14 protein-coding genes are annotated in these 12,973 nt (G+C 58.6%); 8 read left to right on the top strand and 6 right to left on the bottom strand.

The window, feature by feature from the left end:
- Window positions 1-59: 59 nt before the first annotated feature.
- Together ACA066_RS21780 and ygfZ are read right to left on the bottom strand one after the other, a co-directional pair.
- On the bottom strand, window positions 60-881 hold the full coding sequence (locus ACA066_RS21780; protein ID WP_497696580.1) for an HDOD domain-containing protein: 822 nt from the start codon (window positions 879-881) through the stop codon (window positions 60-62).
- A 34-nt stretch (window positions 882-915) separates the two neighbouring features.
- Complete coding sequence (gene ygfZ, locus ACA066_RS21775; RefSeq protein ID WP_497696579.1) at window positions 916-1,857, bottom strand: CAF17-like 4Fe-4S cluster assembly/insertion protein YgfZ; 942 nt, start codon at window positions 1,855-1,857, stop codon at window positions 916-918.
- A 150-nt stretch (window positions 1,858-2,007) separates the two neighbouring features.
- On the opposite strand from ygfZ, the gene ACA066_RS21770 reads away from it, so the two are divergent.
- Window positions 2,008-2,262 (top strand): FAD assembly factor SdhE, encoded by a 255-nt coding sequence (locus ACA066_RS21770; RefSeq protein ID WP_007944081.1) that lies wholly within the window; start codon window positions 2,008-2,010, stop codon window positions 2,260-2,262.
- On the top strand, window positions 2,246-2,698 hold the full coding sequence (locus ACA066_RS21765) for a protein YgfX (RefSeq protein WP_497696578.1): 453 nt from the start codon (window positions 2,246-2,248) through the stop codon (window positions 2,696-2,698). Before ACA066_RS21770 ends, ACA066_RS21765 begins: the two co-directional genes overlap by 17 nt.
- Here the strand turns inward: ACA066_RS21765 and nadB are convergent.
- A complete protein-coding gene (gene nadB / locus ACA066_RS21760; RefSeq protein ID WP_497696577.1) occupies window positions 2,667-4,283 on the bottom strand; it encodes an L-aspartate oxidase in 1,617 nt (538 codons plus the stop codon). The genes ACA066_RS21765 and nadB overlap by 32 nt on opposite strands.
- Window positions 4,284-4,840: 557 nt before the next feature.
- On the opposite strand from nadB, the gene rpoE reads away from it, so the two are divergent.
- The 4 genes from rpoE to ACA066_RS21740 all read left to right on the top strand — a co-directional run bounded on the left by rpoE (window position 4,841) and on the right by ACA066_RS21740 (window position 8,611).
- Window positions 4,841-5,422 carry an RNA polymerase sigma factor RpoE/AlgU gene (gene rpoE, locus ACA066_RS21755; RefSeq protein WP_003172477.1) on the top strand — a complete coding sequence of 194 codons (582 nt, stop codon included), beginning with the start codon at window positions 4,841-4,843 and terminating at the stop codon, window positions 5,420-5,422.
- 30 nt (window positions 5,423-5,452) lie between these two features.
- Window positions 5,453-6,040 (top strand): sigma-E factor negative regulatory protein, encoded by a 588-nt coding sequence (locus ACA066_RS21750; protein WP_084322660.1) that lies wholly within the window; start codon window positions 5,453-5,455, stop codon window positions 6,038-6,040.
- 8 nt (window positions 6,041-6,048) lie between these two features.
- On the top strand, window positions 6,049-7,005 hold the full coding sequence (locus tag ACA066_RS21745) for a MucB/RseB C-terminal domain-containing protein (RefSeq protein WP_497696576.1): 957 nt from the start codon (window positions 6,049-6,051) through the stop codon (window positions 7,003-7,005).
- 181 nt (window positions 7,006-7,186) lie between these two features.
- Window positions 7,187-8,611 carry a DegQ family serine endoprotease gene (locus ACA066_RS21740; RefSeq protein WP_497696575.1) on the top strand — a complete coding sequence of 475 codons (1,425 nt, stop codon included), beginning with the start codon at window positions 7,187-7,189 and terminating at the stop codon, window positions 8,609-8,611.
- 63 nt (window positions 8,612-8,674) lie between these two features.
- Here the strand turns inward: ACA066_RS21740 and ACA066_RS21735 are convergent, their stop codons facing one another.
- Window positions 8,675-10,108 (bottom strand): M48 family metalloprotease, encoded by a 1,434-nt coding sequence (locus tag ACA066_RS21735; RefSeq protein WP_497696574.1) that lies wholly within the window; start codon window positions 10,106-10,108, stop codon window positions 8,675-8,677.
- Between the two features lie 99 nt (window positions 10,109-10,207).
- Between ACA066_RS21735 and ACA066_RS21730 the strand changes: the two genes are divergently transcribed.
- Together ACA066_RS21730 and ACA066_RS21725 are read left to right on the top strand one after the other, a co-directional pair.
- Window positions 10,208-10,447, top strand: a complete 240-nt coding sequence (locus ACA066_RS21730) for a sulfurtransferase TusA family protein (protein ID WP_028621876.1) — start codon at window positions 10,208-10,210, stop codon at window positions 10,445-10,447.
- 32 nt (window positions 10,448-10,479) lie between these two features.
- Window positions 10,480-11,550, top strand: coding sequence for an AI-2E family transporter (locus ACA066_RS21725; RefSeq protein ID WP_017336972.1), 1,071 nt, complete (start codon window positions 10,480-10,482; stop codon window positions 11,548-11,550).
- A 105-nt stretch (window positions 11,551-11,655) separates the two neighbouring features.
- Here ACA066_RS21725 and ACA066_RS21720 read toward each other — a convergent pair whose 3' ends face one another.
- Both ACA066_RS21720 and ACA066_RS21715 read right to left on the bottom strand, forming a co-directional pair.
- Window positions 11,656-12,129 (bottom strand): peroxiredoxin, encoded by a 474-nt coding sequence (locus ACA066_RS21720; RefSeq protein WP_497696573.1) that lies wholly within the window; start codon window positions 12,127-12,129, stop codon window positions 11,656-11,658.
- Between the two features lie 10 nt (window positions 12,130-12,139).
- Window positions 12,140-12,700, bottom strand: coding sequence for a glycine cleavage system transcriptional repressor (locus ACA066_RS21715; RefSeq protein WP_008034925.1), 561 nt, complete (start codon window positions 12,698-12,700; stop codon window positions 12,140-12,142).
- Window positions 12,701-12,973 lie beyond the last annotated feature (273 nt).

Genomic DNA, 12,973 nt, shown 5'->3' with positions numbered 1-12,973 from the left:
TTATTGGAAAGTGGGGTCGCTTCGCAACCCAGCGGGAGCAAGCTCCCTCGCCACAATTATCAGTAAAACATCGACCGCGATTCTTCCAGATCCCTGCACATCGCCTCGTTCTCCGGATCGATCCCGAGCTTCTTGAAGGCCGGCACGTTGAGCGGGTCGATACGGGCGATGGGATGGTCTGTGTCCTTGTGGCAATACAAACTGGCCACCTGCACCAGATCCACATAGTCGACGCGCCCGGACTCACGCTTGAAGTCCAGATACAGCCCCGGCACCTGTACCAGCATTTCCGGAAACTCCCAGACCCGCAGCAGTTTGTCGCCGAGCAGCGGGTGAATCTGGTCGATGACATGGTTCAGGCTGACCGGGTCCGACAGCAGCTCGTAATGGTCTTCGGCGTAGGTCAGGATCGGCAGTACGCCAATCTGATGCACCAGCCCGCCGAGAGCCGCCTGATCAGGTTTGAGTTGCGTGTAACTGCGGCACAGCGCGTAACTGACGCCGGCGATTTCCAGGCTTTTGCGCCAGACATCGCGCATCTTCTTTTCCACCACGTCGGAGCGCGCGTGGAAGATCTGCTCCATCACCAGGCCAATGGCCAGGTTGCTGCTGTAGTTGACGCCCAGGCGCGTAATGGCCGTGTGCAAGTCCGTCACTTCCTGAGTCGCGCGAAGGAGCGGGCTATTGACCACTTTGATCAGGCGCGCCGATAACGCGGTGTCACGGCCGATCACTTTACTCAGGGTGCTGACACTGATTTCCGGGTCTTCAGCGGCCTTGCGAATCTGCAGGGCCACTTCCGGCAATGTTGGCAGAACCAGGTCATCGTTATCGATGGCCTCAACCAAATCCTGTTGGACCTTATCCGCCAGCTCACTCATTTCTTTTCTCTAGGTGTTGCGACAAGTGCTGCCGTTAACGCTGGATTTCGCGATCGCGATCCAGTTCATAAGGCAGGTCGAGCAGGTGCAGGGCTGGCCCTTCGAGTGCGCCCAGATGGACATCACCACCTTCGGCTGCTTCGGCTTGCAGCACGGCCAGCAGTTCAATGTTTTGTCCGGTGTGTGCGGCGATCACCACTTCGCCGATGGAACTGCCGTGGGTCGGGGAGAACAGTTGAGTGCCGGGCTCAGGCAAATCACTGGCGTCGAGCTTCAGGCGATACAAGCGACGCTTGAGTTTGCCCAGATACTGCATCCGCGCGACGATTTCCTGGCCGGTATAGCAACCCTTTTTGAAACTCACGCCACCGATGGCTTGCAGATTGAGCATCTGCGGAATGAACAGCTCGCGGGTGCTCGGCATGACCTGGCCGATCCCTGCGCGGATCTGGCCCAGCAGCCACTCGTTGAGATCGCCTTCGGTCAACAGGGCGGATAACCGGCATTTGATGGCATCGGCCTGATCGGCGGCAACCCAGAGTTCAGCACGGTCCGGCGAAACGCGGACGGCGATCAACCCATCATTGCGCGCAACGCTGTCGGTGTCTGCCGGCAGTTCCAGGCCCAGACTGATCAATGCGGCATCGCCATGGTCGACGCCGAAGCGGACCCACGCGGCGCTTTCATCAGTCAGTTTGGATTTGGAGAACACCGCGTACTTTTTCAGATCCGCCAGTTGCGGTTCCAGCAGCTCGCTGGCCATGGCCATGAGCACGCCGTCGCCTTGCAGCAGGATGCGGAAACTCGATTGCATCCGGCCTTTCTGGGTGCAGCGTGCGCCGAGGCTGGCCTGGGTGTCGCTCAGGTAATTGAGGTTGCAGGTCAGTTGGCCTTGCAGGAATTTACCGGCATCCGCGCCGCGGACCGCGAGAACGCCTTCGTGAGACAGGGTGCAGAAAAAAGCAGAATCGGCCATGGGTCATCGCAGAGAAGAAGAGTCTGGAGGACATCATAAGGGTGCGCCCATGAAATGGGTAGTTCACAAAAGGTCGGCAGTGCCCGACCAAAGCCGACTGTTCGATGGTGTCGGGGGCTGTATACTTGCCGCCTATTTGAGGAGCGCTCCATGGTCGAAGATGTAGAACTGAATCGCCTCTACTGGCACAGCCGCCGCGGCATGCTTGAACTTGACGTGTTGCTGGTGCCGTTCGTGAAAGAGGTCTACCCGCACCTCAATGATGTCGACCGCGATTGCTACCGCAAGCTGCTCGAATGCGAAGATCAGGACATGTTCGGCTGGTTCATGGAACGCGCCGAATCGGAAGACCCGGAGCTTCAGCGCATGGTTCGCATGATCCTGGATCGTGTCCAGCCCAAGTAATGCGTTCGAATGCCGCTGGCATGCCTCACGGCAGTTGCTGGCGGCGTATCTGTTGGCTCAGCTGTTCGCGCTGGGTTCGTTGTTTTTTCTTTTCATACCGGTCTGGGGCAGTTTGCTCGGCGCTTTTTGCTGCCTGGCGCACGGCATTTGGGCATTGCCAAGACAGATTTTGCTGACACATCCGCAGGCGTTTCGCGGCTTGCGTCGCGATGCAGATGGCTGGCAGTTGTGGAATCAGGTGGCCGGTTGGCAGGCGATTCAACTGCGGCGGGACAGCCTGGTGTTGCCGTTGGTCGTGGTGTTGCGTTTTCGTTTGCGGGGCGAGCGGCGGATCCGATCGATTTGCGTGCCACGGGATTCGCAGGCGGCGGATCTGCACCGACGCCTGCGAGTCCGGCTCACGTTCAGTCGGCGTAGGTGGGCGGCACCAGAATAGTGTCCAGCGCAACCGGTAGCATGTTCGGGTAGTCGAGGGTGTAATGCAGGCCGCGACTTTCCTTGCGCTCCATGGCTGACAGAATCATCAACTCGGCGACCTGGGCCAGGTTACGCAGTTCGATCAAATCCCGGCTGACCTTGTAGTTGCTGTAGAACTCGTCGATTTCATCCAGCAACAACTGCACGCGGTGCTGCGCTCGTTGCAGGCGCTTGTTGGTGCGCACGATGCCAACGTAGTCCCACATGAACCGCCGCAGTTCATCCCAGTTGTGCGCAATGATCACGTCTTCATCCGAGTCGGTGACCTGGCTGGCGTCCCAGACGGGCAGGGCGACGGGAATCGAAACCTGCGGCAACTGTTCAAGAATGTCTGCAGCCGCCGAGCGCGCGTAAACGAAGCATTCCAGCAGCGAGTTGCTGGCCATGCGGTTGGCGCCGTGCAGGCCGGTGAAACTGGTTTCGCCAATCGCATACAGCCCCGGCACGTCGGTGCGACCTTGCTGATCGACCATCACGCCGCCGCAGGTGTAGTGCGCCGCGGGAACCACCGGGATCGGTTGCTTGGTGATATCGATGGAAAACTCGAGGCAACGCTCGTACACCGTCGGGAAGTGCGTCTTGATGAAGGTTTCTGGTTTGTGACTGATGTCCAGATAGACGCAGTCGATTCCGAGCCGCTTCATCTCATGGTCGATCGCCCGGGCGACGATGTCCCGTGGCGCAAGCTCTGCGCGCGGGTCGAAACGCTGCATGAAGCGTTCACCGTTGGGCAGCTTCAGGTGTGCGCCTTCGCCACGCAAAGCTTCGGTGATCAGGAAGCTCTTGGCCTGCGGGTGATACAGGCAGGTCGGGTGGAACTGGTTGAACTCCAGATTCGCCACCCGGCAGCCCGAACGCCAGGCCATGGCGATGCCGTCACCGCAGGCGCCGTCAGGGTTGCTGGTATAGAGGTAGACCTTGGCGGCACCTCCGGACGCGAGGATCACGAAGCGTGCGCCGTAGGTGTCGACTTCGCCTGTGCCGCGGTTGAGCACGTAGGCGCCGAGGCAGCGGTCGCCGTCCAGGCCCAGGCGTTTCTCGGTGATCAGATCGATCGCGACGCGCTGTTCCAGCAGTTCGATGTTGGGTCGTTGCCTGGCTTTGTCGAGCAGGGTTCTGAAAATCGCTGCGCCTGTGGCGTCGGCGGCGTGAATGATGCGCCGATGGCTGTGACCGCCTTCGCGGGTCAGATGGAACTCGAACCCGCCGTCCTCGGTACCGGACTGCTCATCGCGGGTAAACGGTACGCCCTGATCGATCAGCCATTGAATTGCCTCTTTACTGTGTTCGACTGTGAAGCGCACAGCGTCTTCGTGGCACAGGCCGCCGCCAGCGTTGAGGGTGTCATCGACGTGGGACTCAACGGTATCGGTGTCGTCCAGAACAGCAGCGACACCGCCCTGGGCCCAGAATGTCGAGCCATTGGCGAGGTCGCCTTTGCTCAGTACGGCGATACGCAAATGATCGGGCAAGGTCAGCGCAAGACTCAAACCGGCTGCACCGCTGCCAATGACCAGAACATCATGTTGAAACTGTTGGCTCATTTCAGGATTCCGCTCAAAGCGACCCGGGTCGGGGTTGGCGCCAGACTACTGGAACGACGAGTCGGGGCGGCCACACAGCCCACTAGTATATAGAGGGGGGGAGCGGCACAATAGCCGGGCTGACATGGCATTGTGAAACTACAGTGACAGAAAAGACCTGACGCTTCGTCGGATGGTTTTTCGAACCGTTCGGCGACAAGACGACTGTATCGTGGATTTAACAGTCTTTTTCCGTCCAGGGTTGCACAATGTCGGTCTGGCACAGCTATAAATATTTGGAACTTTTGCCAAAGGCCCAAGATCAATAGACCGTTGCCTGAATCAAGGGACAGTGTCGGCTTCAGCGCGGGATTGCGGTTTGATCCTTGCTGTCGGATCCGATGACAAGATTATTCGCGCAGCCGGGTTAGCTCGAGCTGCGCTTTTCGTGCGTGCCAATCAGAGCCCGCAGGAAACTTGCTTGGAGGGGGAGAACTTTTGCGAAAAGCCCGAGTCTATGTTTGCAAGTCTGGTCGTTTAGTTATGCAAGCTTCCTCCGAGCTTATCGAGGAGAGTTCATGCTAACCCAGGAAGAGGATCAGCAGCTCGTCGAACGCGTCCAGCGCGGCGACAAGCGAGCTTTCGATCTGCTAGTGCTGAAATACCAGCACAAAATTCTCGGGTTGATCGTGCGTTTCGTGCACGACACCCATGAAGCCCAGGATGTGGCACAGGAAGCCTTTATCAAGGCATACCGTGCGCTTGGAAATTTTCGCGGAGACAGCGCGTTTTATACGTGGCTTTACCGCATCGCCATCAACACGGCGAAAAACTATCTGGTTTCACGCGGCCGCCGGCCGCCGGATAGCGATGTCAGTTCCGAGGATGCAGAGTTCTACGATGGCGATCATGGCCTCAAGGATCTCGAGTCGCCAGAACGTGCATTGCTGCGGGATGAGATCGAAGGCACCGTCCATCGAACCATTCAGCAACTGCCAGAAGATTTGCGTACGGCTTTAACTTTACGTGAATTCGATGGTCTGAGTTACGAGGACATTGCGAGCGTCATGCAATGTCCGGTGGGTACCGTGCGCTCCCGGATTTTCCGCGCTCGGGAGGCCATCGATAAAGCCCTGCAGCCGTTGTTGCAGGAAAACTGAGACAGCGGCGACAGCCAAGAGAGGAACGCCATGAGTCGTGAAGCCCTGCAGGAATCGCTGTCCGCAGTGATGGATAACGAAGCGGACGAATTGGAATTGCGTCGGGTGTTGAATGCCTTTGACGATGTTGAAACCCGTGAAACATGGGCTCGTTATCAGATCGCTCGGGCAGTGATGCATAAGGATCTGCTGCTTCCACGTCTGGATATCGCCGCGGCCGTTTCCGCTGCGCTGGCTGACGAAGCCGTACCGGCAAAAGCATCCCGTGGTCCATGGCGCAGCCTGGGTCGTCTGGCAGTCGCAGCTTCGGTCACCGTTGCCGTACTGGCGGGTGTTCGTCTGTACAACCAGGACGAGATCGCTGGTGTCGAGCTGGCTCAACATTCCAGCCAACCGGGTCTGGCCGTTCCTCAGGTCAAGGGTCCAGCTGTGTTGGCAGGCTATAATGAGAGTTCGGAAGCCACTGGTCCTATGGCCAACGGCGTTTTGCAAGGTCAGCCGGGCTGGCACGATCAACGTTTGCCAGGCTACTTGCGCCAACATGCTCAACAGGCTGCACTGAAAGGTACTGAGAGCGCTCTGCCTTACGCTCGTGCAGCAAGCATGGAAAACCGTTAAGGAGGATCATGCGCGCCATACCTCTACTTTCGCTTCTGCTCGGTGGCTGGTTCATTGTTCCAGCCCACGCCGATGAAGCCCAGGACTGGTTGACCCGTCTTGGTCAGGCCGAGCAACAGCAAAGCTTTCACGGTACTTTTGTTTACGAGCGAAACGGTAGTTTTTCTACCCACAACATCTGGCACCGCGTCCAGGATGGCAAGGTCCGCGAGCGTTTACTCCAGCTTGATGGCTCTGCTCAGGAAGTCGTGCGCATTGATGGGCGTACTCAATGCGTCAGCGGCACCTTGATCGCAGGACTTGGGGACTCCCCCAATTCCGCTGCTCGTGCACTCGATCCACAGAAACTCAAGAATTGGTACGACCTTTCCGTCATCGGCAGGTCGCGTGTTGCCGGGCGTGCCGCGGTAATCGTTTCCTTGAAGCCGCGCGATCAGCACCGTTACGGTTTTGAACTGCATCTGGACAAAGAAACCGGTTTGCCGCTCAAGTCATTGCTCCTGAATGATAAGGGGCAGTTGCTGGAGCGCTTCCAGTTCACGCAGCTGGATACCTCCGATGTACCTTCCGACAGTGATCTGCAGCCGGGCAGTGATTGCAAAACCATCGCCCTCGACAGCGACAAGGCTTCAGCGGTCAAGGTTGCCCAGACCTGGCATTCGGACTGGTTGCCTGCAGGCTTCGAGCTGACCAGCAGCACTTCGCGCAAGGATCCAGAGACCAAAATCCAGGTCAACAGCCTGATGTATGACGATGGTCTGGCCCGTTTCTCGGTGTTCCTTGAACCGCTTAATGGCGCAACTCTCACCGATACTCGCACTCAGCTCGGTCCGACCGTTGCTGTATCCCGACGCCTGACCACGCCTCAAGGCGACATGATGGTTACCGTGGTCGGTGAAATCCCAGTAGGTACTGCTGAACGGATCGCGCTGTCCATGCGCACCGATGCCGCTGCAACCCAGTAGTGAGCTGATATCGAAATGTTTGGTGAGCATTTCAGTTTGCAAATATCCCCAAAATTTTTTATAGGTCAGAGCCCCTCGGCTCTGGCCTTGTTTGTTGTTCCCGGAACAAAAATACCGGCGTATCGTTCCCGGTGTTCCTTGCTCCATATCGCTTAACCATGCTTGTCGTAACGGGAGCCGTATGTCGATACCACGCTTGAAGTCTTACCTCTCCATTTTTGCCACTGTACTGGTGCTCGGTCAGGCGGCCGCTGCTCAAGCGGTCGAATTGCCTGACTTTACGCAACTGGTCGAACAGGCCTCGCCTGCTGTGGTGAACATCAGCACCACGCAGAAACTGCCGGATCGCAAAGTGAGCGAGCAGATGCCTGACCTAGAAGGCTTGCCGCCTATGTTGCGCGAGTTCTTCGAGCGCGGCATGCCGCAGCCTCGTTCACCGCGGGGTGATCGTCAGCGTGAAGCCCAGTCGCTGGGTTCGGGTTTCATCATCTCGTCTGACGGCTACATCCTCACCAACAATCATGTGATCGCCGATGCCGACGAAATTCTCGTTCGCCTGGCTGACCGCAGTGAGCTGAAAGCCAAGCTAGTCGGCACCGATCCACGTTCTGACGTGGCCTTGCTGAAAATCGAAGGCAAGGATCTGCCAGTTCTCAAACTTGGCAAATCCCAGGACCTGAAGGCCGGCCAGTGGGTGGTCGCAATCGGCTCGCCATTCGGTTTCGACCATACCGTGACTCAGGGCATCGTCAGCGCTGTCGGTCGCAGCCTGCCGAACGAAAATTATGTGCCGTTCATCCAGACCGACGTGCCGATCAACCCGGGTAACTCCGGTGGTCCGCTGTTCAACCTGGCGGGCGAAGTAGTCGGGATCAACTCGCAGATCTACACCCGTTCCGGCGGCTTCATGGGCGTGTCGTTCGCGATCCCTATCGACGTGGCCATGGACGTTTCCAATCAGCTGAAAAGCGGCGGCAAGGTCAGCCGTGGCTGGTTGGGCGTCGTCATTCAGGAAGTGAACAAGGATCTGGCCGAGTCGTTCGGTCTTGAAAAACCGGCCGGTGCGCTGGTGGCTCAGATCCAGGACGATGGCCCGGCTGCCAAGGGTGGTCTGCAAGTGGGCGACGTGATCCTGACCATGAACAATCAACCGATCGTCATGTCAGCAGATCTGCCGCACTTGGTGGGCGCACTGAAAGCTGGCTCGAAAGCCAACCTGGAAGTGATCCGTGAAGGCAAGCGCAAGAATGTCGAGCTGACGGTCGGCGCTATCCCGGAAGAAGGCAAAGAGCTGGACGCATTGCCGAAATCCAGCATCGAGCGCAGCAGCAATCGCCTGGGTGTTTCCGTGGCCGAGCTGACCGACGAGCAGAAGAAAACCTACGACCTCAAAGGTGGTGTGGTCATCAAGGAAGTCCAGGACGGTCCTGCTTCTATGATTGGCTTGCAGCCAGGCGACGTTATCACTCACCTGAACAATCAGGCGATTGGTTCCACCAAGGAGTTCACCGATATCGCCAAGGCGCTTCCGAAGAACCGCTCGGTGTCGATGCGGGTTCTGCGTCAAAATCGCGCCAGCTTCATCACCTTCAAACTGGCTGAATAAACCGGTTGTCGGCTGAGTAAAAAACCGCCTCGAAAGAGGCGGTTTTTTTGTGCCTGAAACAAATTAGCCCATCAGGTCCTTGATCATGCGCTCCTGTTCCATCAGCTCCCGTTGCCGGGCGTCGATCCGCGAAGACAGTGGGAAGTTGGTTCCGGCCTTGCGCTTGGCGAAGTCCAGTTGCTGGATGGCCTGGCGGTAGTCGCCGACCAGTGCAAAGTACTCGGCGCGGGCCTGATGCAGGCCGATGATGTTGCCGGACAGGCCACGGGTTTCAGCCACCATGTACCAGACGTCCGGATCATCCGGGCGGCTCTTGAGCAGGGCTTCCAGTGCTTTTTCCGCTTCGGGCGCACGGTTCTGCTTGAGCAATAAATCGACGCGCACCTGATTCAGCGGATAGTTGCCCGGATACTGAGTCAGCATCCGGTCAACCCGAGTCTGAGCGTCCGGCAGGCGATTGTTGGTGATGTCCAGATCGATCTGCGCCAGGTTGTAGATGATCTCGTTCGGCGACTTGGCCAGCAGCAACTTGAGGTTTTCCCGTGCTTCGTTCAGCTGACCGCCCTTGATCTGGGCGATCGCCAGACCATAGCGTGCGACATCGTTTTTCGGGTTCTCATCCAGCTGCGCGCGAAAGCGTTTGGCGCCCAGGCCTGGGGTTTCTTCGTAGATCAGCTGGACTCGCGCACGAATCAGCTGATAACGCATGGTGTCTTCAATACCACCCGGCCTGGCCTGCTCGGCGCGGTTGCGGGTGTCGGCGATCCGCGATTCGGTCACCGGGTGAGTCAGCAGGAATTCCGGTGGCTTGGCGTCAAAACGGTATTGGCGAGCCAGCCGCTCGAACATGGTTGGCATCGAGCGTGGATCGTAACCGGCTTTTTCCAGGTTGAGGATGCCGATGCGGTCGGCCTCCTGCTCGTTCTGGCGCGAAAAGCGTCGCTGTTCCTGAATCGCCGCCGCCTGGGTGCCCGCAATGGCCGCGATCCCGGCATCGCCAGCACCGGCAGCGGCAATCACGATCCCGGCCAGCAGCGCGGCCATCATCGGCACCTGCATGCGCTGTTGCGCTTCGACGCCACGAGCAAAGTGGCGCTGCGACAAGTGAGCCAGTTCGTGAGCGAGTACCGAGGCGTATTCGCCCTCGGTCTGGGCATTGAGGAACAAGCCGCCGTTGACCCCGACAATCCCGCCCGGCGCCGCAAAAGCGTTGAGTTGCGGGCTGTTGATCAGGATGAATTCCAGGCGCCGGTCGTTGACCTGGCTGGTCTCCACCAGGCGGTAGACGCTGGATTCGACGTAATCCTTGAGCTGCGGGTCATTGAGCTGTGAAACCTGGCTGCGCAGCAGCGCCAGCCAGGCACGACCCAACTGGTACTCCTGTTGCGGCGAGACAATGGCAGAGCTGGCGTCACCGAGTGACGGCAGGTCGTCAGCGAAGCCCGGTGAGGCGAGCAGGCAAGCGAGCGTCAGCAGGGTAGGGCGCAAAAAAGTCATGCACAAAGCCTTGAGTCGACAAAGACCTTACTGTAGCCGGACAGTACGCTTCGGACCAGATATTCTAAGCCGTTCGACCACCTGACCCGGAGTAACGCAATGACCGACGCTGTAGCCCATGACGCCGAACTGGACGCCAGCGGCCTGAATTGCCCGTTGCCGTTGCTCAAGGCCAAGCTGGAACTCAATCGCATGGCCAGCGGCGCGGTGCTCAAGGTGATCGCCACCGATGCGGGTTCGCAGCGTGACTTCCGCACGTTTGCCCGATTGGCGGGTCATACGCTGCTTCGTGAAGAAGATGAAGCGGGTGTTTACCGCTACTGGTTGAAAAAAGCCTGAAACCTGCCGCATTCGTTTCTAAGGGATTATTGATGTTCAAGGTGTTACGCGACTGGATTCAGCGCTATTTTTCCGACGAAGAAGCCGTGGTGCTCGCGGTTTTGCTGTTTCTGGCGTTTACCGCCGTCCTGACGCTGGGCGGCATGCTCGCGCCGGTGCTCGCCGGTATGGTGCTGGCGTATCTGATGCAAGGACTGGTGGTGACCCTTGAACGCTTGCGCATGCCGGGTGGGGTGGCCGTGGGGCTGGTCTTTGCGTTGTTCATGGGCGTTTTGCTGGTGTTCATCGTGATCGTAGTGCCGTTGCTCTGGCATCAGTTGATCACGCTGTTCAACGAACTGCCGGGCATGCTCGCCAAGTGGCAATCGCTGTTACTGCTGCTGCCCGAGCGCTACCCCCACCTGGTGTCTGACGAACAGGTGCTGCAGGCCATCGAAGTGGCACGGGGCGAGATCGGCAAGTTCGGCCAGTGGGCGCTGACGTTTTCGCTGTCGAGTCTGCCGCTGCTGGTGAACATCATGATCTACCTGGTGTTGGTGCCGATCCTGGTGTTCTTCTTCCTCAAGGACCGCGAGATGATCGGCCAATGGGTACGCGGTTACCTGCCCCGCGAGCGCGCGTTGATTACTCGCGTCGCCCATGAGATGAACAGGCAGATCGCCAACTACATTCGCGGCAAGGTCATCGAAATCTTCATCTGCGGTGGCGCGACCTACATCGGGTTTGTCGTGCTGGGGCTCAACTACGCGGCGCTGCTGGCGCTGTTGGTGGGTGTGTCGGTGGTGGTGCCTTACGTCGGCGCGGTAGTTGTGACGGTGCCGGTACTGCTGATTGCGTTGTTCCAGTGGGGCTGGAGCGATCAGTTCATCTATTTGATGGCGGTTTACGGAATCATCCAGGTGCTGGATGGCAACGTGCTGGTGCCGCTGCTGTTTTCGGAAGCGGTCAACCTGCACCCGGTGGCGATCATTTGCGCGGTACTGTTGTTTGGCGGGTTGTGGGGGTTCTGGGGTGTGTTCTTCGCAATTCCGCTGGCGACGCTGTTCAAGGCGGTGCTGGATGCTTGGCCACGGAAGGAGCCGGTGGTGGCTCCGCTGCTTTAATGGTCAGCCTTGAAGGCCTCTTCGCGGGCAAGCCTCGCTCCTACAGGGACTGCATCAACCTTGAGCGAGGCTTGCCCGCGAAGGCGTCTGAAAGAACGCCAAATATCAGGCCTTGTTCAGCGCCTGTGCAGCCGCCAAAACAGCATCCACATGCCCCGGCACCTTCACGCCACGCCATTCCTGACGCAGCACACCATCCTTATCAATCAGGAACGTGCTGCGATCAACACCCATGTATTCCTTGCCATAAAGCTTCTTCAGCTTGATCACATCAAACAGCTGGCACAGCGCTTCTTCCTTGTCGCTGATCAGCTCGAAGGTGAACGCTTGTTTGGCCTTGAAGTTCTCGTGAGATTTCAGGGTGTCGCGGGAAACGCCGAAAACTTCAGTGTCAGCCGCTTTAAAGGCGTCGAGCTGATCGCGAAAGCCCTGGCCCTGGGTCGTGCACCCCGGCGTACTGTCCTTCGGATAGAAGTAGATCACCACTTGCTTGCCTTTGAGGCCCGCGAGACTGATGGTCTGCCCGCTGGTGGCGGGGGCTTCGAAGTCGGCAACCGGTTGGTCGATGGCAACGGCCATGAAAGCTTCCTTACATTGGGTTTTGTGGGCGCCACGGTTCGATCAGGGCATCCAGGTTCAGCGCGTCGGCAAAATCCAGGAACTGATCGCGCAACCAGCTGATCTGCACGCCGGCTGGCAAGGTCACGGTAAACGTGGCGTTGAGCATGGTGCCGCCGGTTTGCGGAGCCTGATACGTGTCGCAGGTCAGGTTTTCCAGCTCGACGTTGTGGTCCATGAAGAACTGGCACAGCTCGTTGATGATGTCCGAGCGATACGCCGAGCTGACGTAGGCGACGTACGGCAGGGCCTGAGGACGGTTCTCCAGCGCCGCGCTGCGCACCACGTTGACCGTGAAGGCGTGCTTCTTGGCGAGGCTCGGCAGGCTGCCTTCGAGGCGCGCCAGGGCGTCCCAGCTGCCGGAGATCTCGAGGATCAACGCACTGCACTCGCCATGACGGGTCAGGCGAGAAGTGACCACGGCGCAGCGGTTTTCATGGCTGGCGCGGCACAGGACGTTAGTCAGCTCCATGGGGTTGGCGCCGAGGGCACTGATGACAAGGAATTGTTCGCGAACTGTGGGGGTGGACATGCAGCATTCCTAAAGCGATGAGCGGTCGATACTTCTACGGGCTTTTTTTACCGGGGGCGAGCCTGCGGATGCGAATTCAGAAAACCCGGGCCGAAGGTTGCAACGTGCTCCATTAAGGCAAGAGCGAAGGGTGGCAACGCTGGATCGGGGCTTGTGATGCCGAAAATGGAGGCTGAAACCCGGCGTACGAGCATGTCAGTACCGATCAAAGTCTGAAGGGTAGCGAAAAGCAGCGCCAAGGGGAATGGCAGCAGCGCAGTACTTCGCTTGTAC

This window comes from Pseudomonas sp. LBUM1651, assembly GCF_059716135.1.
Note: the sequence above shows the minus strand (reverse complement) of the source record. Positions and strands in the feature narration are given on the sequence as shown.